The sequence below is a fragment of the Streptomyces sp. NPDC044571 genome (assembly GCF_040647115.1).
Classification (GTDB): Bacteria; Actinomycetota; Actinomycetes; order Streptomycetales; family Streptomycetaceae; genus Streptomyces.
Window position 1 is genome coordinate 56,231 of record NZ_JBEZBN010000014.1, and the last position, 22,788, is coordinate 79,018.

A 22,788-nucleotide genomic window follows, 5' to 3' on the forward strand; every position below is an offset into this window, starting at 1 on the left:
GCGCCGCCCGCGTCAATGGCCCCCTGCCGGTATTCGCCGTGCCGCGGGGGCTCCAAAAAGATGAACATTGCTCTACTCTCACGCGCATGTCGTGGACCCGCAGGTTCCCTGCCGTGCCGGCGGCGCTCCTCGCCGCTCTCCTGTCGCTGCTCGCCTCCGCGCCCGCCGCCCGCGCACACGAGGAGCGCCCGGTGGCCCTCCCGGACGGCTCCGGGTCCGTGCCCCGCTACCGGACGACCGAGCCCGACCTGTTGGTCTGCAAGACCGACCGGGCCGCCTTCGAGCACCGGATATCCGCGTTCCCGCAGGAGCTGAAGCAGCGCAACCTCGCCCTGTACGAACGCTGCGAGAAGAGCGGCTACCGGCACCTCCAGGAGGCCGTGGACGCCGTCGACCGCCCCGGCATGAACATCGCGATCCTTCCCGGTCTCTACGAGGAGGAGCCCTCGCTGCCGCCGCCCACGGGGGAGTGCGCGAGGCTGAAGGCCCCAAACTCCTCACTCGGCTACCAGATCCTGTCCTACGAGCAGCAGGTGCAGTGCCGGCACAACCAGAACCTCGTCGCCGTCCTCGGCAAGACCGACCTCCAGATCGAGGGCACCGGCGCCTCCCGGCAGGACGTCGTCATCGACGCGAAGTACCAGAAGCTGAACGCCATCCGCGCGGACAGGTCGAACGGCATCTACTTCCGCAACTTCACCGCGCAGCGCACCACCTTCAACTCCCTGTACGTGCTGGCGGGCGACGGGTTCGTCATCGACGACGTGCTGACGCGCTGGAACGACGAGTACGGCTTCCTCACCTTCGCCAGCGACCACGGGCTCTACAAGAACTGCGAGTCCTACGGCAACGGCGACTCCGGCATCTACCCGGGCAGCGCCTCCGACATCAACGACGGCCGCGGCTACGACGTGCCCCGCTACTCGATCGAGATCACCGGCTGCCACAGCCACCACAACATGGTCGGCTACTCCGGCACCGCGGGCGACTCCGTGTGGGTCCACGACAACGAGTTCGACCAGAACATGGGCGGCGCCTCGATGGACAGCGCCTTCCCCGGCCACCCCGGACTGCCGCAGAACCACGCCAAGTTCGAACGCAACCTCATCCACGACAACAACGCCGACTACTACCACCACGTCGCCGACGGCACCTGCGCCAAACCGTCGATCGAGCGCGGCTACGAGCAGGGCGTCGTATGCCCGCAGATCTCCATGCCGCCGGGCACCGGCATCATCACCGCGGGCGGCAACTGGAACGTCTACGAGAACAACTGGGTGTACGGGCACCGCCGCGCGGGCTTCTTCCTCTCGGCCGTGCCCGCCTTCATCCGCGGCGAGGAGGACTGGTCCAAGCAGGCGGACACCTCGCACCACAACCGTTACGCGGGCAACGTGCTCGGCAAGGACCGCTCCGGCGCCGCCCGCCCGAACGGCATGGACGTGTGGTGGGACGGCCAGGGCCGCGGAAACTGCTGGCAGGCCGGACCCGACGGCTCCACCCCCGGCACCCTCCCCGAGTGCGGAGCCCGCCGGGGAGCGGTGTCGGGCGGCTCGGCGCGCCTGGTGGGCGAGCCGGTGAAACTGGCCCAGCTGCTGGTCTGCGCGGACTACAACGTGCAGGCCCGCAAGCTCCCGGCCGGCTGTGACTGGTACGGCGCACGCGGTCTTGAGCGGGTGGAGACCCAGATCGCGCTGGCCGTCGCGGCGGTGCTGCTGCTGGTGGGCGGGGTGCTGTGGTGGCGCCGCCTGCGTGGCTCCCGCCTGGGCACGGCGGCGTCGCTGCTGGGCCTGGCCGGACTCGCCCTGGACGTGGGGGGCTCCACCACGCCGCTGACCGCCACCCCGGTCCCGGCGCTGGCCCTGCTCCTGCTCGGCCTGTGGTGGACGGGCGCCGGCCTCGCCCTGCGCCCCACCCGCCCCTGGCTGGCGCGGCTGACCCTGCTGCTGGCCGCCCTGACCCTGCTGGACGCCTTCGACAAGGGGGTGCTGATGATCCCCTGGACCCCGGTCGGCCCCGCCTGGATCCGCGCGGTGGTGGCCGTCGTGTGGACCCTGTGGGCCGTCATCGCTTCGGCCCGCCCCGGCGACCCCTCGGGCGACCGCAGCCCCGTCCCGGCCGACCCCACCCCGCCCCAGCACGCCGAAGCCGGAGGCCCGCAGTGACGAACCGGCCCGCCCCCCGCGCCCCCCGCGAGCCGACCCCGACCCCGCCCGGCCCCGGCGGGCCGGCCCCGGCGCCGCGTCGTGGCCGCCGGAGCGCCGGGTCGCGACGGGCGGCCCGGGCCGCCGCCCTGCTCGGGCTCGTTCTGCTGCTCGTGGGCGGTGCGGCGGCGGGCTGCGGCGGGCGGGCCACCACCCACCACAAACCCGGCACCACCCACGAGCAGGCCACCGGCACCGCGGGCACCCTGCTCGACACCCGCGATGGCGCCGGCCACCGGCTCCGCGAGATTCCGGCCGAGGGCGCACCGGAGATCCAGCTCGCCGCCCGCCCCGACTCCGAGGACGGCTGGAACCTCAGACTGACGGTGAAGAACTTCCGCTTCACCCCCGACAGCACCGGCGGCGCCGCCCTCCCGGGCGCGGGCCACGCGCACCTGGAGCTCGACGGCCGCACCCTGGCCCGGCTGTACGGCCCTTGGTTCCACCTGCCCGCGGCGCAGGTTCCCGAGGGCGCGCACACCCTGACCGTCCGCCTCTACGCGGACGACCACACCGCCTGGGCCGTCGCCGGAATGCCGGTCGAAGCCGCGACCGGACTCACCGCCGCCGCCGGCGCGGGCCCCAGTACCGGCGCGGCCCCGGGGGCGGACCACAGCCCCGCCCCGCCCGCCTCCCCGGAAGCGCAGGTCCCGTCCCCGGAAGCACGGGCCGACCGCAGGGTCACCCTCGCCGTCCGCGACGGCAAGGTCACCCCCGCCCCCGGCCGCACCGAAGTGAAGCGCGGCGAGCGCGTGGCCCTGCGCGTCACCAGCGACCGCGCCGACACCCTGCACGTCCACGGCTACGACAAGGAACTCGCCCTGCCCGCAGGCCAGGAGGCCACCCTGGTCCTGACGGCCGACCGTACGGGTCTCTTCGAGGTCGAGACCCATGAGTCCCACCTCGTCCTGACCCAGCTCCTCGTCCGATGAGCCTGCCGGCGCCGATCCCCGCCGGGGCCGCCCCGGGCGTCGGGGGCGGTGGCGGCGGCCAGGGCGTGGTCCTTCACCCGGCCGATCCGCTCACCGTCCTCGCGCACGGGATCGGCTCCCAGCACGATCTGCCCATCTCTCCCTTCTACGCATTCGCCGGTGCCTTCGCCGCCCTGTTCGTCTCCTTCCTTGCGCTCGGCCTGCTCTGGTCGTCCTCCCGTTTCCGCGGCGACCGCGCCGGTCGCCCCCTGCCCGCCGTCCTCCAGCGCGTGGCCGACGCGCCGGCCACCCGCACCGCCCTGCGCGGCCTGGGCCTGGCCGCCGCGCTCGCCGTCCTCCTCCACCTCCTCCTCGGCCCCGACGACCCCGCACGCAACCCCGCTCCCGGCGCCGTCTACGTCCTCCTCTGGGTCGGTCTCGTCCCCGCCTCCCTTCTGCTCGGCCCTGTGTGGCGGCTGCTCAACCCGCTCCGGACACTGCACCGCCTGTCGTCCCGCCTGGTGCGCCGCCTGCCGTCCCGCCGCCGGCCTGCGGCTGCGCGCCCCCTTCCCCTCCGGCTCGGGCAGTGGCCTGCCGCCGCCGGGCTGTTCGCCTTCACCTGGCTGGAGCTCGTCGCCCCCGATCCCGCATCGACCACCACCCTCCTGATCGCCCTCGCCGTCTACGGAACCGCCCACCTCGCGCTCGCCGCCCGCTTCGGCGAGCGCTGGTTCGCCGAAGCGGACGCCTTCGAGGCGTATTCCGCCCTCTTCGCCCGGCTCTCCCCCCTCGGCCGCCGCAGCGACGGCCGGCTCGCCCTGCGCAACCCCTTCGACGGACTCGACGCGACGCCCGAGCGGCCCGGACTCGTCGCCAGCGTCTGCGTCCTGCTCGGCTCCACCGCCTACGACGGCTACTCCGACAGCCCGTCGTGGATCAACACCATCCAGACCTCCCCTCTCGGCCGCACCCCCACGGCCACGCTCGGGCTCCTCGGCTCCATCGCCCTCGTCGCCACCCTGTACTGCCTGTGCGCGGCGGCCACCCGCCTCGCCTGCGGCCCGCTCCCCGGCCCACTGACCGCCTTCGCGCACTCACTCGTGCCGATCGCGCTCGGCTATCTCACCGCTCACTACTTCTCCCTTCTCGTCACCGAAGGACCACGCACAGTCATCATGGCACTGGGCACTGACAACGCCCCCCAACCCTTGCCCCCACTGGGTCCCGGGGGTCTCGCCACCCTCCAGGTCCTCGCCGTCGTCACCGGTCACGTACTCGGCGTGATCGCCGCCCACGACCGCTGCGTACGCCTCTTCCCACCCGCCAAGGCCGTCGCAGGCCAGCTGCCCCTGCTGGCGCTGATGATCATTTACACCCTCGGAGGCATCGGCCTCCTGCTGAAATGAGACCGGCTGCTGGACCACGACGCCAGGACCGGCATGATGGACCCGTGCCCCCCGCCCACCCCTTGCGCCGTACGCCGATCCAGCAGCGCAGCGCCGACCGGCTCGCCCGGATCCTCGACGCCTGCGCCGAACTCCTCGACGAGACGGGCTACGAGAACCTCAGCACGCGGGCCGTCGCCCTGCGCGCCGGCGTGCCGATCGGCTCCGTCTACCGCTTCTTCGGCAACAAGCGGGCCATGGCACTCGCCCTCGCCCACCGCAACCTCGACCGGTACGTCGAAGGCATCACGGACCGCCTCGCCGCGCTCCCCGCCACCGACTGGCGGCCCGTCGTCGACGCCGTGCTCGACGAGTACCTCGCCATGAAGCGCACCGTCCCCGGCTTCGCCTTCATCGACTTCGGGGTGCCCGCACCGCCCCCCGAAGGCCCCGGCGCCGACCCCAACCGGCTGGTGGCCGTACGCCTCACCGAACTGCTCGCTGCGCACCTCGGGCTGACCCCCGACCCCGCCCTGGAACGCGCCGTCCTGGTCGCCGTCGAGGCCACCGACGCCCTGACGAACCTGGCCTTCCGGGCCGACCCGGCCGGCGATCCCGGCATCGTGGCCGAGACGCGGGCGATGATGCACGCCTATCTCACCCGCGTCCTGGACTGACCGGCCACGTGCCGACCGGCCGCGGACCGACCGTCACCGGCTGACCGGCCACGCTCCCGCCAGGGCCGGCCCCGCGCACTCGGAGGCGCGCACCCCCTCCCCTCCGTGCCTACCGGTCGGTATGCTCAGGGCGCCCGCGTGTCCGTGCCGCAGCCTGCCGCCCTGGAGGGCCCATGCCCCGCACCGCCCTGCGCATCTGCCCCCTTTGCGAAGCCACCTGCGGCCTCACCCTCACCATCGAGGGCAGTGTCGTCACCGGCGCCCGCGGCGACCGGCAGGACGTGTTCAGCCGCGGCTTCATCTGCCCCAAGGGAGCCGCCTTCGGGGCGCTCGACGCCGACCCCGACCGGCTGCGCACCCCCCTCGTCCGCCGCGACGGCGAACTCCGCGAAGCCACTTGGGACGAGGCCTACGAGGCCATCGCCTCCGCCGTCCCCGCCCTCGTGCAGGAGTACGGCAATCAGTCGGTCGGCGTCGTCCTCGGCAACCCGAACGTCCACACCATGGCCGGAGCCCTCTACCCCCCGCTGCTCCTCAAGGCCCTCGGCACCCGCAACCTCTTCACCGCGAGCACCCTCGACCAGATGCCCAAACACGTCTCCAGCGGGCTCCTGTTCGGCGACCCCTTCGCCGTCCCGGTGCCCGACCTCGACCGCACCGACTTCCTGCTCCTCCTCGGCGCCAACCCGGTCGAGTCCAACGGCTCCCTGTGCACGGCCCCCGACTTCCCGGGCCGGCTCAAGGCGCTGCGGGCCCGCGGCGGCACGCTGGTCGTCGTCGATCCGCGCCGCACCCGCACCGCCCGCCTCGCGGACCGCCACCTCGCACCGCGCCCCGGCAGCGACGCCCTGCTGCTGGCCGCCCTGGCACACACCCTGCTCGCCGAGAAGCTCGCCGCCCCCGCGCACCTGGAGGAACAGACCGAAGGGCTGGGGGAACTCGGCCAGGCCCTCGCGCGTTTCACTCCCGAGGCCGTGGCCCCCGCCTGCGACCTCCCGGCCGCCGAGATCCGCGACCTCGCCCGCGCCCTCGCGGCCGCGCCCACCGCCGCCGTCTACGGACGGATCGGCAGTTGCACCGTCGAGTACGGCACCCTCGCCAGCTGGCTCGTCGATGTCCTGAACATCCTCACCGGCAACCTCGACAAGCCGGGCGGAGCCCTCTTCCCGCTGCCCGCCGCCGGTCCGCGGCCACGCCCCGCCGGGCCCGGCAAGGGCTTCGCCCTCGGCCGCTGGCGCAGCCGGGTCGGCGGCCACCCGGAGGCCAAGGCCGAACTGCCCATCACGGCCCTGGCCGAGGAGATCGAGACCTCGGGGGAGGGGCGGATCCGCGCCCTGATCGCGATCGCGGCCAATCCGGTGCTGTCCGCCCCCGACGGCCGACGCCTCGACGCGGCGCTGGCCGGGCTCGACTTCATGGTCAGCGTCGACCCGTACCTCAACGAGACCTCGCGCCACGCCCACGTCGTACTGCCTCCGCCCCCGCCTTCGCAAAGCGCCCACCACGACTTCGCCTTCAACGGCTTCGCCATCCGCAACCAGGCGCGCTACACCCGCGCCGCCGTGCCCCTCGAAGCCGGCCGGCTCGACGAGTGCGAGATCCACGCCCGGCTCCTGCTGGCCGTATCCGGCACGCACGGCACCACCGCCGAGGCGGCCGCCGCCGTCGACGAGTCGGTCATCCGCGCCACCCTCGCCAAGGAGACCGCCGATCCGCACTCCCCGCTGCACGGGCAGGACCCGGCACGCCTCGCCGGGCTCCTCACCGGAGACAGCGGCCCCGAGCGGCGGCTCGACCTGATGCTGCGACTCGGCCCGTACGGAGACCGGTTCGGCGCCGAGCCCGCCGCGGAGGGGGCGGAGGCGGCGCTCAGCCTGGAACAGCTGCTCGCGCACCCGCACGGCATCGACCTGGGCCCGCTGCGGCCCCGGCTCCCGGGCGTGCTGAGGACGCGCAGCGGCAGGATCGAGCTGCTGCCGGACCCGATCGCGGCCGAGCTGCCCAGGCTGCGCGCGGCGCTCGCCGACCGCCCCGCCTCGCTGGTGCTCGTGGGCCGCCGCCACCTGCGGTCCAACAACAGCTGGTTGCACAACGTCCCGGCCCTCACCGGAGGTTCCAACCGCTGCACCCTCCAGGTCCATCCCGAGGACGCGGACCGGATCGGCCTCACCCAGGGCGGCCGGGCCCGGATCACCGCTGACGGCGGCAGCCTGGAGGTCCCCGTCGAGGTGACCGACACCGTCCGGACGGGCGTGGTGAGCCTCCCGCACGGCTGGGGCCACGACCGCGACGGCGCCCGGCTCTCGGTGGCCTCCGCCGACCCCGGAGTCAACGTCAACCAGCTCATCGACGGCTCGCGGCTCGACCCGCTGTCGGGCACGGCGGTGCTCAACGGCTTCCCAGTGGAGCTGACACCCCTCTCCTGAGCTGGGGTTTTGCTCGTATTGCTCATGGCTCGACGTCTTGTTGGCGGGGAACGGAGGCACCTACGTTCCCTGCATGCTGACCTTCCTCGGCTTCGCCATGATCGCCACCTTCCTGGTGCTGATCATGATGAAGAAAATGTCGCCCATCGCGGCGCTCGTCCTGATCCCCGCGCTCTTCTGCGTCTTCGCAGGAAAGGGCGCCCACCTCGGCGACTACGTCATCGACGGGGTCGGCAAACTCGCGCCGACCGCCGCCATGCTGATGTTCGCCATCGTCTACTTCGGCGTGATGATCGACGTCGGTCTCTTCGACCCGATCGTGCGCGGCATCCTGCGCTTCTGCAAGGCCGACCCGGTGCGGGTGGTGGTCGGTACCGCCGTTCTCGCCGCCATCGTCTCCCTCGACGGCGACGGATCGACCACCTTCATGATCACCGTCTCCGCGATGTACCCGCTCTACAAGCGGCTCGGCTTGAGCCTCGTCGTGATGACGGGGGTCGCCGCCACCGCCAACGGTGTCATGAACACCCTGCCCTGGGGCGGCCCCACGGCCCGTGCCGCCACCGCCCTCAAGCTGGATGCCGCCGACATCTTCGTCCCGATGATCCCGGCCCTCGCGGTCGGCCTGGTCTTCGTGTTCGGCCTGGCGTACGTCCTCGGCCTCAAGGAGCGCCGCCGCCTGGGCACGCTGGTGCTCCCGGAGCAGGCCCCGGAGTCGGCGCAGGAGAACCTCGTCGCCGCCGGTTCGGGCACGTCCCCGGCCACTGCCACTGCCACTGCCACTGCCGCGGGTGCCGGGGTCGGGGCCGAGGCCGGTTCGGGTGCCGGGCCGGGCACCGGCGCCCGTGCGGACGCGGGCGCCGGCACCGCACCGGCCGTCCCCGTCCCGGCCCCCGCGGAAGAGGGGTCCCGGGGCGAAGAGGGGTTCCAGGGTCTCGACCCCCGGCGCGCCACGCTCCGGCCCCGGCTCTACTGGTTCAACGCCGCCCTGACCGTCGCCCTCCTGACCGCGATGATCATGGAGCTGCTGCCCATCCCGGTGCTGTTCCTCCTCGGCGCCGCCCTCGCCCTCACCGTGAACTTCCCCCACATGCCGGACCAGAAGGCCCGACTCGCCGCCCACGCCGACAACGTCCTGAACGTCGCCGGCATGGTCTTCGCCGCCGCCGTCTTCACCGGCGTCCTCGGCGGCACCGGCATGGTCAAGCACATGGCCAACTGGCTCGTCGGCGCCATCCCCGACGGCATGGGCCCGCACATGGCCCTGGTCACCGGCCTGCTCAGCCTCCCGCTCACCTACTTCATGTCCAACGACGGCTTCTACTTCGGTGTGCTGCCCGTCCTGGCCGAGGCGGGCGCCGCCCACGGCGTGTCCCCGCTCGAAATCGCCCGCGCCTCCCTCGTCGGGCAGGCCCTGCACATGTCCAGCCCGCTGGTTCCGGCCGTCTACGTCCTGGTCGGCATGGCCAAGGTCGAGTTCGGCGACCACACCCGTTTCACCGTGAAATGGGCGGCTCTCACCTCCCTCGTCGTCCTGGGGGCAGGGATGCTTTTCGGCATCATCTGATGCCCGGGACCCCTGGCGGGCCGAAAACTACCGACGCTAGTTTGTAGGGTGTTCACGCGAGGTCAGGTCTACGCGCTCGTGCGTGCTCGGGAGGAATGCCATGAAGGCCCACGACGGGATGTACATCGGCGGCGCATGGCGGCCCGCCGCCGGACGCGACCGGATCGAGGTCGTCAACCCGGCCGACGAACAGGTCATCGCCGGGGTCCCGGCCGGCAGCGCCGACGACGTGGACGCGGCGGTACGCGCGGCCCGCGCGGCCCTCCCCGGCTGGGCGGCCACCGCCCCGGCCGAGCGGGCCGCCCGGATCGCCGCGCTGCGCGATGTGCTGGTGGCGCGCAAGTCCGAGTTCGCGGAGACCATCACCGCGGAACTCGGCTCCCCGCTGGGCTTCTCGGAGATGGTCCATGTCGGGGCGCCGATCGCGGTGTCCTCCTCCTTCGCCGAGCTGGCCGCAACGTACGCCTTCGAGGAGCGGATCGGGAACTCCACCGTGCTCCTGGAGCCGGTCGGCGTGGTCGGGGCCATCACGCCCTGGAACTACCCGCTGCACCAGATCGTTGCCAAGGTGGCGCCCGCTCTCGCCGCCGGCTGCACCCTCGTCCTCAAGCCGGCCGAGGACACCCCGCTGACCGCACAGCTCTTCGCCGAAGCCGTGCACGAGGCGGGGGTCCCGGCCGGAGTCTTCAACCTGGTGACCGGGACCGGCCCGGTCGCCGGCCAGGCGCTGGCCGCGCACGAAGGCGTCGACCTCGTCTCCTTCACCGGCTCCACCGCGGTCGGCAAGCAGATCGGTGCCACGGCCGGTGCCGCCGTCAAGCGCGTCGCCCTCGAACTGGGCGGCAAATCGGCCAATGTCATCCTGCCCGGCGCCGACCTGCCCAAGGCCGTCGCCGCAGGCGTGGGCCACGTCATGAACAACTGCGGTCAGAGCTGCAACGCGCTCACCCGGATGCTCGTCCACCGCGACCAGTACGAGGAGGCCGTCGAGCTGGCGGCGGCCGCCGTCGCCAAGTACCCCTCCGGCGACCCCCGCGACCCGGGCACCCGCCTCGGCCCGGTCGTCAACGCCAAGCAGCGCGACCGCGTGCGCGGATACATCGCCAAGGGCGTCGAGGAGGGCGCGCGCCTGGTCGCGGGCGGCCCCGACGCACCGCACGAGCGGGGATACTTCATCGCCCCGACCGTGTTCGCCGACGTCACCCCCGACATGGCCATCGCCCAGGAGGAGATCTTCGGCCCCGTGCTGTCGATCCTCCCGTACGAGGACGAGGACGACGCCCTGCGCATCGCCAACGGCACCGTGTACGGGCTCGGCGGCGCGGTCTGGGCGGCGGACGAGGCCACCGCCGTCGCCTTCGCCCGCCGCATGGACACCGGCCAGGTGGACATCAACGGCGGCCGTTTCAACCCGCTCGCCCCCTTCGGCGGGTACAAGCAGTCCGGAGTCGGCCGCGAACTCGGGCCGCACGGCCTCGCCGAGTACCTCCAGACCAAGTCCCTGCAGTTCTGAGTTCCGAGTTGACGGAGACGACGACCATGGTCCGCGCCGCCATTCTGCCCGCCGTCGGAGCACCGCTGGAGATACGGGAGATCGTGCTGCCCGATCCCGGCCCCGGGCAGGTCCGGGTGCGGCTCGCCGCAGCCGGGGTCTGCCACTCCGACCTCTCCCTCACCGACGGCACCATGCGGGTCCCCGTCCCCGCCGTCCTCGGCCACGAGGGCGCCGGCACGGTCCTCGCCGTCGGTGAGGGCGTCACCCACGTCGCCCCCGGCGACGGCGTGGTGCTCAACTGGTCCCCGTCCTGCGGGCAGTGCCACCACTGCTCGATCGGCGAGGTCTGGCTCTGCGCCAACGCCCTCACCGGGGTCGGCGCGGTCTACGCCCACGACACCGAGGGAACGCCCCTGCACCCGGGACTGAACGTGGCAGCGTTCGCCGAGGAGACGGTGGTCGCGGCCAACTGCGTGCTGCCCGCGCCCGCCGGAATCCCGCTGGCCGAGGCCGCCCTCCTCGGCTGCGCGGTCCTCACCGGCTACGGCGCCGTCCACCACAGCGCCCAGGTCCGCCCCGGCGAGTCCGTCGCCGTCTTCGGGGTGGGCGGGGTGGGCCTGGCCGCCCTCCAGGCCGCGCGGATCGCCGGGGCCGGCCCGATCGTGGCCGTCGACGTCTCACCGGCCAAGGAGGACCTCGCCCGCGCGGCCGGGGCGAGCGCGTTCGTGCTCGCCTCCGACACCACCGCCAAGCAGATCCGCGCGCTCACCGGGGGCCACGGCGCGGACGTGGCCGTCGAATGCGTCGGCCGGGCGCAGTCCATCCGCGGAGCCTGGGACTCCACCCGGCGCGGCGGCCGCACCACCGTGGTCGGCATCGGCGGCAAGGACCAGCAGGTCGCCTTCCACGCGCTGGAGATCTTCCACTACGCCCGCACCCTCACCGGCTGCGTGTACGGCAACAGCGACCCCGCCCGCGATCTCCCGGTGCTCGCGGAGCACGCCCGCGCGGGCCGCCTGGACCTCGCCTCGCTGGTCACCGACCGCATCACCCTGGACGGCATCCCGGGCGCCTTCGAGGCCATGCTGGCAGGCAAGGGCGGCCGCTCCCTCGTCGTGTTCTGATCCGCTCCCGGCTCCCGCACGCCCCCGTTCTCCGCGGGGTGCGCGTGGGGGCAGGCGAGCCGCCACGTCTCGTCAGGCCGTTTCCTTCAGGGCCTCGTACTGGAGGGCCAGCCCGTCCAGGAGGGCGGCCAGGCCCGTCTCGAAGGCACCCTCGTCCACCTCGCGCTGACGCTCGGCCAGCAGGTGGGCCTGGCCCAGGTGCGGATAGTCCGAGGGGTCGTACGCCGCTTCGTCGTCCACGAAACCGCGGGCGAACGAGCCCACCGCCGAGCCCAGGATGAAGTACCGCATCAGCGCGCCGATCCGGGTCGCCTGCGCCGGGGGCCACCCGGCCGCCGTCATCGCACCAAACACGGCGTCGGCCAGCCTCAGACCCGCCGGCCGGCGCCCCGGACCCCGCGCCAGCACCGGCACGATGTTCGGGTGGTCGGCCAGCGCGTCCCGGTAGGAGTGCGCCCAGTCGTGCAGGGCACCCCGCCAGTCCCGCCCCGCTCCCGCCTCGAACATCGACAGGTCGACCCGCGCGCTCACCGCGTCCGCGACCGCGTCCAGGATCTCGTCCTTCGTGCGGAAGTGGTTGTACAGGGAGGGCCCGCTGACCCCCAGTGCAGCGGCCAGCCGCCGCGTCGACACCGCCTCCAGCCCCTCCGCGTCCACCAGCGCGCCCGCCGCCTCGACGATGCGGTCTCTGCTCAGGAGGGGCTTGCGCGGTCTGGCCATGCGCCACATAGTAGGGCCTGGCCCGAATAAACTACCGGTGCTAGTTAAAGCGCCCGGCCGCCGCCCGTCCCGTCCCCCGTCCCGCCCGGAGGTGCCCGGTGAATCTGGAGCTCAGCGAGGAGCAGACCGCGGTACGCGACCTGGCCCGCGCGTTCACCGAGCGCGAGGTGGTCCCGTACGTCGCCGCGTGGGACCGCGCCGAGAGCGTGGACCGGGCCATCGTGAGGAAGCTCGGCGCGCTCGGCTTCCTCGGCCTGACCGTCCCCGAGGAGTACGGCGGCTCCGGCGGCGACCACCTGTCCTACGTGCTCGCCACCGAGGAGCTCGGACGAGGCGACTCCGCGGTGCGCGGCATCGTCTCCGTCTCCCTCGGCCTGGTCGCCAAGTCCATCGCGGCCTGGGGTAACGAGGAGCAGAAGCACGGCTGGCTGCCGCGCCTCTGCTCCGGCGACGCGCTCGGCTGCTTCGGCCTCACCGAGCCCGGTACCGGCTCCGACGCCGCCGGCCTCACCACCCGCGCCGTGCGCCGGGGAGACGCGTACGCCCTCAGCGGCAGCAAGATGTTCATCACCAACGGCACCTGGGCCGATGTGGTCCTGCTCTTCGCCCGCACGGGCGAGGAGCCCGGCCACCGCGGCATCTCCGCCTTCCTCGTCCCCACCGACACCCCCGGGCTCACCCGCCGCGAGATCCACGGCAAGCTCGGCCTGCGCGGCCAGGCCACCGCCGAGATCACCCTCGACGACGTGCGCGTCCCCTCCTCCGCCCTGCTCGGTCCTGCGGGCAAGGGCTTCTCGGTGGCCATGTCCGCCCTCGCCAAGGGCCGGATGTCGGTCGCCGCCGGGTGCGTCGGCATCGCGCAGGCGGCACTGGACGCGGCCGTCTCGTACGCCGCCCAGCGCGAGCAGTTCGGCAAGCCCATCGCCCACCACCAACTGGTCCAGGAGCTGATCGCCGACATCGCGGTCGACGTGGACGCGGCCCGGCTGCTGACCTGGCGCGTCGCCGACCTCATCGACCGCGGCAGGCCCTTCGCCACCGAGTCCTCCACCGCCAAGCTCTTCGCCTCGGAGGCCGCCGTGCGCGCCGCGAGCAACGCCCTGCAGGTGCACGGCGGTTACGGCTACATCGACGAGTATCCGGCCGGCAAACTGCTGCGCGACGCCCGCGTCATGACCCTGTACGAGGGCACCAGCCAGATCCAGAAGCTGCTCATCGGCCGCGCCCACACCGGGGTTTCCGCGTTCTGAGTACGCGCCTGAGTACCTGCGCGGATGTGGCGCCGGTCACTGCGGCCCGATGCTGGGGCCATGAACGAGACACCGGTCAAGCAGAAGAACACGGGGGCGTACTACGGCCAGGCCGTGGCCTCCTTCGCCATCGCGATCGGCGCGGTGGCCGTCGGGATCTACCAGTTGGAGGCCGACGGCTGGGTCCGCGCCTTCCTCGGCATCGCCGTCCTCTACCTCACGACCTCGGCCTTCACCCTGGCCAAGGTGATCCGCGACCGCCAGGAGCTCACCCAGATCGTCACCCGTGTCGACCAGGCCCGGATGGAGAAGATCATGGCCGATTACGACCCCTTCCAGCCGAAGGTCTGACCCGAGGGAGCGTCCAGGTCCTCTAAGCGCTTGCTCACCCTCCGGTAAGGTGTGCATTCCTACAGGATGGAGAGGGTGAGCGAGCGATGGACACCGCGGGAGAGGCGACCGGCGGCTACCAGCCGTGGTCGGAGGTCACCCCCGACGCGGCGCGACGGCTGCTCGTCGCCGCGGTCGACGCGTTTGCGGAGCGCGGGTACCACGCCACCACCACACGTGACATTGCAGGGCGCGCCGGTATGAGCCCCGCGGCGCTCTACATCCACTACAAGACCAAGGAAGAGCTGCTCCACCGGATCAGCCGGATCGGCCACGACAAGGCCCTCGACATCCTGGAAAGTGCCGCCTCCGGCCCCGGCGGCGCCGCCGAGCGGCTCGACGCGGCCGTACGGTCCTTCGTGCTCTGGCACGCAGCGCACCACACCACGGCACGGGTGGTCCAGTACGAGCTCGATGCTCTCGCTCCGGAGCACCGCTCCGAAATCGTGGCGCTGCGCCGCCAGAGCGACGCCGCCGTACGCCGCATCCTCGCCGAAGGGGTCGCGGCGGGGGAGTTCGACGTGCCGGACGTGCCCGGCACCACCCTCGCCGTCCTGTCCCTGTGCATCGACGTGGCCCGCTGGTTCAGGGTGGACGGCCGACGCACCCCCGACGAGGTCGCCGCCCTCTACGCCGACCTCGTGCTCCGCATGGTGGGCGCGACTCCCGCCGCCGTACCGGCCCCCGACGTCCCGCAGGGGTAGAGCCCGGGAGGCCCGGGCTCAGAAGTAGTACCGGGACACCGACTCCGCCACGCACACCGGCTTCTCGCCGCCGTCGCGCTCGACGGTCACCGTCGCCGTGACCTGCACGCCGCCACCCGCCTCGGTGACGTCCGTGATCACGGCGGTGGCCCGCAGCCGCGAGCCGACCGGCACCGGAGCCGGGAAACGCACCTTGTTCGTCCCGTAGTTGATGCCCATGCGCATGCCTTCGACCCGCATGATCTGCGGCACCAGACTCGGCAGCAGTGAGAGCGTCAGATAGCCGTGCGCGATGGTGGAACCGAAGGGTCCGCCCGCCGCGCGCTCCGGGTCCACGTGGATCCACTGGTGGTCGCCGGTCGCGTCCGCGAACAGGTCGATCCGCTTCTGGTCCACCTCCAGCCAGTCGCTCGGGCCGAGCCGGGTGCCGATTCCGGCGCGCAGCTCCTCGGCGGATGTGAAGATCCTCGGCTCGGCCATGCGTCTCCCTCTCCCTGGCGCTCCGACGAATAAGCGCTTGCTCAGCATGCTGGGGCCGTATCTATCTGTCAACGGATGTCGGACCGGCCGACTACCCTCGGCCTCGTGCCGCAGATTCCCGAGAACATCCACGAGCTCAGTGTCGGCCAGCTGTCCGCCCGCAGCGGCGCGGCCGTCTCCGCGCTGCACTTCTACGAGGCCAAGGGCCTGATCAGCAGCCGCCGCACCTCCGGCAACCAGCGCCGCTACACCCGCGAGGCGCTGCGCCGGGTCGCCTTCGTACGCGCCGCCCAGCGCGTCGGCATCCCGCTCGCCGCCATCCGCGACGCGCTGGCCCAGCTCCCCGAGGGCCGCACCCCCACCCGCGAGGACTGGGCGAAGCTCTCCGAGGCCTGGCGCACGGAGCTCGACCAGCGGATCAACCAACTGATGAGGCTGCGCGACCACTTGACCGACTGCATCGGCTGCGGCTGCCTCTCGCTGAAGAACTGCGCGCTGTCCAATCCGGACGACGTCTTCGGCGAACAGCTCACCGGCTCCCGGCTGTAGCGGAGCCGGCTCCGGCCGCCTGCGCCGCCGCCTCCCGTACGGCGGCGGCCACCAGCTCCGCATTCGACCGCGCGGGCCGTCCGTCGCGCAGGTGCAGTACGTCGCCCACCCCGATCCGCATCCCGGTACCGCGCCGAGCCGCCAGCCGCAGCACCGGCCAGGCCGCGGCCTCCCGCCCGAACAGCAGCACCTGCCCCGGAGCCCACCGACCCGGGACCGGGACCGGTTCCGGCCCCCGACCCCACCCCGGCCCCCGTCCCGCCCCCGGGCCGGCCGCCGGGACTCCACCACCAGCCGCACCCGCGGATCCCGCGGCACCGGCCCGGCGTCCCACCCCGCCGGAACCACCGCGTCCACCGCCACGCCCCGCTCCAGCAGAGCCCGTACCAGCTCCGTGGCCCCCGGCTCCACCCAGTGCACCGCCGCCCGCTCCGGCAGCACCACCCACGACCGCACCCGCGCCGCTCGCCCCGCCGGATCCGGTTCGGCCGCGATGCTCGCGCACACCGAGAGCGGTACGGGGACCCCCGCGCCCCGCAACGCCTCCAGCACCGGCCCCACCACCCGCGGCGACAGGCTCTCCCGGCCGCACGGAGTCCGCGGATGCACCAGCACCTCCCCGGCCCCCGCGGCGACCGCCCCCAGCGCCGCCTCCGCCAGATCCCGCGGGCTCATGGGCACGGCAGCACCGTCCGCGGCCACCCGCGCCCCGTTCAACGACACCTGGATCAGCCTCACGCGGGCCCCGCCCCGTCCCCGGGCAGCCTCACGCGGCCCCCGCCGAGAGCGACGGGAAGACGGTGGGCTCCGCCAGAGCCGGTCTGGGCACGACGATCCCGCAGCCCGCGCACACCGGCCCGTCCCAGGCCCAGGCCCCCTCCCAGGGCCCGTGTCCCGCCCGGCGCCCCCGTCTCGGGCCCGGCGCCGGCGCCCGCCAGTGCAGCTCCTGCTCCCCGCACACCGGACAGCCCGTCCCCGGCTCGGACTCCAGCGCCGTCACGAGGCGCCGCAACACCTCGCCCAGGGTGCCCTCGGGGCGCACGCCGGGATCCGCGCACCGCACCACCGCGTCCCCGCTGCCGCCCCACGCCCACTCCGGCCGGCGCAGCCCGTGGTGCTTCTCGCGGCGGCGCCGCTCCGCGAACTGGCGCTCGTACTCCAGCCAGACCGCCCGCGCCTCCTCCAGCTCCTCCAACGCCGCGACCAGCCGCTGCGGATCCGCCGCCCGGTCCTCGGGAGCGATCCCGTGCCGGTCGCACAGATGCCACCACGTCGCCCGATGCCCGTACGGAGCGAACCGCTCCAGGCAGCGGCGCAGCGAATGGCGCCGCAGGGCACGGTCATTGCGTGCGTCCCGCACCTGGTAGGCCAGACTCCGAAACCCCGCCATCACACCTTCACCTCCGTCGCGCCACGCCGGCATCAGCGCGTCGTACTGGATCGAACGACGACGCACCGTGAGATGTGCCCAACATGCCCGGCCAGGTGCGGGCGCATGCGGGGGCGGTCGAGGCGTGTGGGTGGCACATGGCCGAAAGTCAGCGCCCCATGCGCCCCGCAGAAACCACGACGCGGGCCAGCTCCTCGTGGCAGACGTCGCTGTGCGCCCCCGAGGGCGGACCCCCGCGCCGCACCACCGATCCGGCGTCCACGCTGACGCAACCGGCCGCCGGGACCCCCTCGCGCAGCGCCGCGTCCAGGGTGAGGCGCGCGGCGCCCGGCACCGCCTGCACCCCGTCGTGGCCGATCGCGCCCCACCGCTCGTCGAAGCCGAGAAGACCGGCTGAATCCCCTGCCATCCGGGAGGCCAGCGGGTAGAAGACCGCGAGCGCGGTGTCGTGCGGGGAGTGGCAGGCCACCACCGGGCCGTCGACCCTGCGCTGCATACCGCGCAGGGCGCCGCCGCTGTTCCCGGCGTGCGGGAGCCGGTCCGCGAAAGCGTAGTGCGAGAAGGCGCCTTGCAGCAGGGTCGCGGACTTCACGTACCGGGAGCCGTCCGGGACCGCACGCAGCGCGAAGGACACCACCCGCGCGCCGAAGCTGTGTCCGACCAGGTGGATCCGCAGCCCCGGCCGGCGTCCGGCCAGATCCGCCAGCACCGGCCCGAGGCCGTGCTCGCCGACGACCCCGGCGCGGCGCTTCATCTGGTAGTACGTGGCCTGGCGCAGCAGTTCCTTGGCGCCGTTCCACAGGGACTGCGGGTCGCCCGCGCCGGAGGAGGGGGCCTGCACGCCGGCGCTGCCCGCGGGGCTCGCGCCGACCGGTGCGCCGGCCCGGGCGAGCGCGTCGGCGAAGGCCCGGCAGACCTCCAGCACGTCCCGCGTGAAGATGGCGGGCACCTCCGCCGAGGGCACCGCGCCCGGCGTCCCGTCGGCGACGGCCACTCCCGCCACCTCCCTGACCAGCGCGCCGAATTCGACCAGGGCCGCCGTCGAACGGGGCCGCTCCCGCAGCAGTTCGGCGATCCGGTCGAGCTCCTCCTCGCGGCCCGGCCAGAACTCCCCGAGAGCCCGCCGGGTTTCGGTGTCCAGTCCCGCCGCGGCGGCGTCCCCGGCCAGTGCGGCGGGAAGCTCGAAGTCCGGGATCGGCTCGTCCGAGAACCGGATCGAGGGCCATACGACCCCGACGTAGCCGAGCCGTATCCGCGGTCCCGCCAGTTGGGGGAAGGGGGCGTAGAAGCGGTCGAAGAGGCGGGTGGAGGTGGACCGGTCGCTGTTCCACCCGTGCGCGAAGACCAGCAGGTCGGTGGCCTCCATCGCGGCCACCGCCTCCCGCGTGGCCCGGTCCGCGTCGCCCTCGGCGTCGAAGGTCAGCTCCGCGTACGGCCGGACGCCGACCCCGGCCGCGGCGGCGGTTCTGCGCCCGCCCCCGCCCCCGCCCCCGGCCCCGCTCCCGTCACCGCTCCCGCTCCCGCCACCCGCAACCGTTCCGTCCGACATGGGGTCCCCCTCCGTGCCGCGCCTCCGGTGCCGTCCAGCATCCTGCTGCGCCCGCCGCCCGGCCAGACCCGTGCGCCTACGGATACAGCAGGTACTTCTCCCGCACCGTCGCGAACCGCGCCAGGCCCGCTGCCCAGTCGGCCGCGATCTCCTCGGCTCCCGCCCCCGCGTCCACCATCCGCCGGACCCGGTCGGAGCCGGTCAGCCGGTCGATCCAGTGGTCGGTACGCCACGCGAAGCCGCTCCACGTCCGCCGCGCGGTGACCAGCAGCCCGACCCCGGTCAGGACCGGATCGAAGGCCTCCGGGTCGTGCACGAGCAGCCGGACGCCGCCGCACACCTTCCCGGCGTGCTTGGAGGAGGTCGGCGTGAAGTACGCCTCCCGGATCCACACCCCCGGCAGCCCCAGGGCGTCGGCCGCCTCCGCCCACCGCCGGTCGATCCCCTCCGCGCCGAGCACCTCGAACGGGGTGGTCGTCCCGCGCCCCTCGGACAGGTTGGTGCCCTCGAACAGGCAGGTCCCGGCGTACGCCAGGGCCGTGTCGGGGGTGGGCATGTTCGGGCTCGGCGGCACCCAGGGCAGGCCCGTCGAGGCATGGAGGCAGCCCCGGCTCCAGCCGGTCATCGCCACCGTGTGCAGCCGCACGGGCCGGGCCGCCAGGAACTCCCCGTTGAACAGCAGCGCCAGCTCGGCGGCCGTCATCCCGTGCGCGAGCGCGATCGGCTCCCGGCCCACGAAACTCGCGTACGGCCGCTCCAGCACCGGCCCGGCGGCCCGCCTGCCGCCCACGGGGTTGGGCCGGTCCAGGACCACCACCGCCTTGCCGGCCAGTGCCGCCGCCTGCATGCAGTCGTACAGGGTCCAGATGTAGGTGTAGAAGCGGGCCCCGACGTCCTGGATGTCGAAGACGACGGTGTCGGCGCCGGCCGCGGTGAACACGTCCGCGAGCTGCTGCCCGCTCTTGCCGTACGTGTCGTACACCGGGAGCCCGGTCGCCGGGTCCCGGCCGGCCCCCTCGGAGCCGCCGGCCTGGGCCGTCCCGCGGAAGCCGTGCTCGGGGCCGAATACGGCGACCAGGTCCACCCGCGGGTCCGCGTGCAGGACGTCCACCAGGTGGCGGGCGTCCGCGGTGATCCCGGTGGGGTTGGTGACCACTCCGATCCGGCGGCCGGCGAGCAGCCCGTACCCGTCCGCCGCGAGCTGCTCGAAACCGGTGCGCACCCGGTCGGCGCGCGGCGCCGCCGAGGCCGGACCCGCGGGGGCCCGCGCCGCCCGGGCCGTGCCCGCGGGGGCCCGCGCCGCCGAGGCCACAGCCCCACCCGACGCAGCCGCACCCGACGCAACAGCATCCGCCGGAACCGCACCCGCCGGGCCCGCTGCCACGCCCAAGGCCCCCGCCGTCCCCACCAGTCCCAGCAGCCCCCGTCGCGACAGACTCATCGCGCCACGCTAGCCGTCGGCCCCCTTCCGCCCCGACATACCGACCGGTTAGTCTGCCCGGATCCGCAGCAGGCCACGAAAGGTGATCCCCGTGAGCGCGTACCAGGACCAGCGAGTCGTCGTCACCGGCGCGGGGGGCGGCATCGGCGCCGCCCTCGCCCACCGCTTCGCCGCCGAGGGTGCCACGGTGGTGGTCAACGACCTGGACCCCGCCAAGGCCGTGGCCGTGGCGGGCGAGATCGGCCACCGCGCGATCCCCGTCCCCGGCGACGCGTCGTCGGTCGTCGAGGCGGCCCGCGAGGCCCTCGGCGGGACGGTGGACGTCTACTGCGCCAATGCGGGCCTGGCCTCGGGCGGCGACGCGTCCGCCGACGAGGCCGTCTGGGAAGCGGCCTGGGACGTCAACGTCATGGCGCACGTACGGGCCGCGCGGCTGCTGTTGCCGGACTGGCTGGAGCGGGAGAGCGGGCGTTTCGTGTCCACCGTCTCGGCCGCCGGGCTGCTGACCATGATCGGGGCCGCGCCGTACAGTGTCACCAAGCACGGTGCGCTCGCCTTCGCGGAGTGGCTCTCGCTGACCTACCGCCACCGCGGCGTCCAGGTCCACGCCATCTGCCCGCAGGGGGTCCGCACCGACATGCTGACGGCCGCGGGCTCGGCGGGCGAACTCGTCCTCGCGCCGACCGCGATCGAGCCGGAAGCGGTTGCTGACGCACTGTTCGACGGCATGGAGAAGGGCCGGTTCTTGATCCTCCCGCACCCCGAGGTGGCGGACTACTACGCGGCCCGCGCCACTGAACCGGACCGCTGGCTGAGCAGCATGAACCACCTCCAGCAGAAATGGGAGACCAGGTGAGCGCGGCCCCCTCCCGCTACGCCGCCCAGCCGTGGCTGGGGCTGCTCAGCCCCGCCCAGCGCACGCCCGTCTCCCCGCCGCCCACCGTGCTCCACTGCTTCCGCGCGGCGGCCGCCCGCGCCCCCGGACGCACGGCGCTGGCCTACTTCGACGGCCGGATCGGCTACGCCGAGGCCGACGCCCTGTCCGACTCCCTCGCCGGCCACCTGGCCGAGCAGGGCGTCGGCCGGGGCGACCGGGTCGCCGTCATGCTCCAGAACACCCCGCACTTCGTGCTCGCCGTCCTGGCCGCGTGGAAGGCCGGCGCGGTCGTCGTCCCGCTCAACCCGATGTACAAGGCCGGCGAGGCCGGGCACATCCTGCGCGACTCCGGCGCCGTCGCGCTCGTCTGCGACGACCGGGCATGGACCGCGTACCTGCGCGAGGCCGCGCGGGGGACCGGCGTACGGGCCACCCTGACCGCCCGCGACACGGACTTCCAGACCCGCAACGACGTACGGGTCCTCCCCGTCGGGCCGGATCCGGACCCGGGCGACACCGCCGACCTCGCCACGGTGGCCCGCCAGGGCCGCCCGGCGCCCCCCGATCCCGCCCTCACCGCCGCCGACACCGCGCTCATCAGCTACACCTCCGGCACCAGCGGCACCCCCAAGGGCGCCATGAACCCGCACGGCGCGCTCACCCACAACGCAGTCCGGCAGGTCACCGCCCACCCGCTCCCCGAGGGGGCCGCCTACTTCGCCCTCGCACCGCTCTTCCACATCACCGGCATGGTCTGCGAACTCGCCGCCTGCTTCACCAACGCCGGCACCCTCGTGCTCGCCCACCGCTTCGAAGCCGGCGTCGTCCTCGACGCCTTCCGCGAGCACCGCCCCGCCTACGCCGTCGGCCCGGCCACCGCCTTCATGGCGCTCGCCGCGCACCCCGAGGCCACCCCGGACCACTTCACCTCGTTCCGCGTGCTCTCCTCGGGCGGGGCCCCGCTGCCGCCCGCACTCGTCGAACGCCTCCGCGCCGGCTTCGGCTTCTACCTGCGCAACGGCTACGGCCTCACCGAGACCACCGCCGCCTGCGCGTCGGTCCCCCCGCACCTGGAGGCGCCGGTCGACCCCGCCTCCGGCACCCTCTCCGTGGGCGTGCCCGGCGCGGACACCGTCGTCCGCATCCTCGACGAGCGCGGCGCCGAAGTGCCCTTCGGCGAGAGCGGTGAGATAGCCGTCCGCGGCCCCCAGGTCGTGCCCGGCTACTGGGGAATGCCCGCGGACACCGCCAAGGCCTTCCCGGACGGCGAACTGCGCACCGGCGACGTCGGGTTCATGGACCCGGACGGCTGGCTCTACGTCGTCGACCGCAAGAAGGACATGATCAACGCCTCCGGCTTCAAGGTGTGGCCGCGCGAGGTCGAGGACGTGCTCTACACCCACCCGGCCGTGCGCGAGGCGGCGGTGGTCGGCGTCCCGGACCCCTACCGCGGGGAGAGCGTGAAAGCGTACGTGAGCCTGCGCCCCGGCGCCCTGGCGGATCCCGGCGAGCTGTCCGCGTACTGCGCCGACCGCCTCGCCGCGTACAAATATCCGCGCCAAGTGGAGATCCTGCCTGTTCTCCCGAAGACGACGAGTGGCAAGATCCTGCGGCGGGAACTGCGCGACCGCGGCTGAAAACGACCGGTC

20 protein-coding genes and 1 pseudogene are annotated in these 22,788 nt (G+C 73.7%); 14 read left to right on the forward strand and 7 right to left on the reverse strand.

The annotated features are described in order from the left end of the window. The first annotated feature begins 86 nt into the window (after positions 1 to 86). The 8 genes from AB0B01_RS10140 (at position 87) to AB0B01_RS10175 (ending at position 11,789) form a co-directional block, all read left to right on the forward strand. A complete protein-coding gene (locus AB0B01_RS10140) occupies positions 87 to 2,165 on the forward strand; it encodes a right-handed parallel beta-helix repeat-containing protein (RefSeq protein WP_361715202.1) in 2,079 nt (692 codons plus the stop codon). Between the two features lie 128 nt (positions 2,166 to 2,293). After that, entirely contained in the window at positions 2,294 to 3,136 is an 843-nt protein-coding gene (locus AB0B01_RS10145; protein ID WP_361715365.1) for a hypothetical protein, read from the forward strand. A gap of 65 nt (positions 3,137 to 3,201) precedes the next feature. Beyond that, entirely contained in the window at positions 3,202 to 4,521 is a 1,320-nt protein-coding gene (locus AB0B01_RS10150; protein ID WP_361715368.1) for a hypothetical protein, read from the forward strand. Then, entirely contained in the window at positions 4,518 to 5,177 is a 660-nt protein-coding gene (locus AB0B01_RS10155; protein ID WP_361715205.1) for a TetR/AcrR family transcriptional regulator, read from the forward strand. The genes AB0B01_RS10150 and AB0B01_RS10155 overlap by 4 nt, the downstream gene beginning before the upstream one ends. 173 nt (positions 5,178 to 5,350) lie before the next feature. After that, positions 5,351 to 7,603, forward strand: coding sequence for a molybdopterin-dependent oxidoreductase (locus AB0B01_RS10160; RefSeq protein ID WP_361715208.1), 2,253 nt, complete (start codon positions 5,351 to 5,353; stop codon positions 7,601 to 7,603). A gap of 73 nt (positions 7,604 to 7,676) precedes the next feature. Continuing rightward, on the forward strand, positions 7,677 to 9,170 hold the full coding sequence (locus AB0B01_RS10165) for a citrate:proton symporter (protein ID WP_361715211.1): 1,494 nt from the start codon (positions 7,677 to 7,679) through the stop codon (positions 9,168 to 9,170). A 100-nt stretch (positions 9,171 to 9,270) separates the two neighbouring features. Further along, a complete protein-coding gene (locus tag AB0B01_RS10170; protein ID WP_361715214.1) occupies positions 9,271 to 10,683 on the forward strand; it encodes an aldehyde dehydrogenase family protein in 1,413 nt (470 codons plus the stop codon). A gap of 26 nt (positions 10,684 to 10,709) precedes the next feature. Beyond that, positions 10,710 to 11,789, forward strand: coding sequence for a Zn-dependent alcohol dehydrogenase (locus AB0B01_RS10175; RefSeq protein ID WP_361715370.1), 1,080 nt, complete (start codon positions 10,710 to 10,712; stop codon positions 11,787 to 11,789). A 72-nt stretch (positions 11,790 to 11,861) separates the two neighbouring features. Here the strand turns inward: AB0B01_RS10175 and AB0B01_RS10180 are convergent, their stop codons facing one another. Then, on the reverse strand, positions 11,862 to 12,509 hold the full coding sequence (locus AB0B01_RS10180; protein WP_361715217.1) for a TetR/AcrR family transcriptional regulator C-terminal domain-containing protein: 648 nt from the start codon (positions 12,507 to 12,509) through the stop codon (positions 11,862 to 11,864). A gap of 98 nt (positions 12,510 to 12,607) precedes the next feature. Here AB0B01_RS10180 and AB0B01_RS10185 point away from each other — a divergent pair, with 98 nt between their 5' ends. The 3 genes from AB0B01_RS10185 to AB0B01_RS10195 all read left to right on the forward strand — a co-directional run bounded on the left by AB0B01_RS10185 (position 12,608) and on the right by AB0B01_RS10195 (position 14,853). Beyond that, positions 12,608 to 13,759, forward strand: a complete 1,152-nt coding sequence (locus AB0B01_RS10185; RefSeq protein ID WP_361715220.1) for an acyl-CoA dehydrogenase family protein — start codon at positions 12,608 to 12,610, stop codon at positions 13,757 to 13,759. Between the two features lie 60 nt (positions 13,760 to 13,819). Next, complete coding sequence (locus tag AB0B01_RS10190) at positions 13,820 to 14,110, forward strand: YiaA/YiaB family inner membrane protein (protein ID WP_361715223.1); 291 nt, start codon at positions 13,820 to 13,822, stop codon at positions 14,108 to 14,110. Between the two features lie 86 nt (positions 14,111 to 14,196). Continuing rightward, entirely contained in the window at positions 14,197 to 14,853 is a 657-nt protein-coding gene (locus AB0B01_RS10195; protein ID WP_361715226.1) for a TetR/AcrR family transcriptional regulator, read from the forward strand. An 18-nt stretch (positions 14,854 to 14,871) separates the two neighbouring features. On the opposite strand, the gene AB0B01_RS10200 is transcribed toward AB0B01_RS10195, so the two are convergent. Continuing rightward, complete coding sequence (locus AB0B01_RS10200; protein ID WP_361715373.1) at positions 14,872 to 15,333, reverse strand: MaoC family dehydratase; 462 nt, start codon at positions 15,331 to 15,333, stop codon at positions 14,872 to 14,874. Between the two features lie 105 nt (positions 15,334 to 15,438). Here AB0B01_RS10200 and soxR point away from each other — a divergent pair, with 105 nt between their 5' ends. Continuing rightward, positions 15,439 to 15,882 carry a redox-sensitive transcriptional activator SoxR gene (gene soxR, locus AB0B01_RS10205; RefSeq protein ID WP_361715229.1) on the forward strand — a complete coding sequence of 148 codons (444 nt, stop codon included), beginning with the start codon at positions 15,439 to 15,441 and terminating at the stop codon, positions 15,880 to 15,882. Here the strand turns inward: soxR and AB0B01_RS10210 are convergent. The 5 genes and pseudogenes from AB0B01_RS10210 to AB0B01_RS10230 form a co-directional block, all read right to left on the reverse strand. Continuing rightward, positions 15,863 to 16,072: a 3-keto-5-aminohexanoate cleavage protein gene (locus tag AB0B01_RS10210; protein WP_361715232.1), complete on the reverse strand. Its 210-nt coding sequence runs from the start codon at positions 16,070 to 16,072 to the stop codon at positions 15,863 to 15,865. The genes soxR and AB0B01_RS10210 overlap by 20 nt on opposite strands. Positions 16,073 to 16,311: 239 nt before the next feature. Then, positions 16,312 to 16,620, reverse strand: a pseudogene (locus tag AB0B01_RS10215) (3-keto-5-aminohexanoate cleavage protein); the annotation flags it as partial. Between the two features lie 28 nt (positions 16,621 to 16,648). Continuing rightward, the gene (locus AB0B01_RS10220; RefSeq protein ID WP_361715235.1) at positions 16,649 to 17,272 is read right to left on the reverse strand and encodes a hypothetical protein; all 624 of its coding nucleotides are present in this window, start codon (positions 17,270 to 17,272) and stop codon (positions 16,649 to 16,651) included. 148 nt (positions 17,273 to 17,420) lie between these two features. Continuing rightward, entirely contained in the window at positions 17,421 to 18,821 is a 1,401-nt protein-coding gene (locus AB0B01_RS10225) for a serine-threonine protein kinase (protein WP_361715238.1), read from the reverse strand. Positions 18,822 to 18,897: 76 nt separating this feature from the next. Beyond that, complete coding sequence (locus AB0B01_RS10230; protein WP_361715241.1) at positions 18,898 to 20,262, reverse strand: DUF1343 domain-containing protein; 1,365 nt, start codon at positions 20,260 to 20,262, stop codon at positions 18,898 to 18,900. 82 nt (positions 20,263 to 20,344) lie between these two features. On the opposite strand from AB0B01_RS10230, the gene AB0B01_RS10235 reads away from it, so the two are divergent. Then, positions 20,345 to 21,118, forward strand: a complete 774-nt coding sequence (locus AB0B01_RS10235) for an SDR family NAD(P)-dependent oxidoreductase (RefSeq protein ID WP_361715244.1) — start codon at positions 20,345 to 20,347, stop codon at positions 21,116 to 21,118. After that, entirely contained in the window at positions 21,103 to 22,776 is a 1,674-nt protein-coding gene (locus tag AB0B01_RS10240; RefSeq protein WP_361715247.1) for an AMP-binding protein, read from the forward strand. The genes AB0B01_RS10235 and AB0B01_RS10240 overlap by 16 nt, the downstream gene beginning before the upstream one ends. The last annotated feature ends 12 nt before the right edge of the window (positions 22,777 to 22,788 follow it).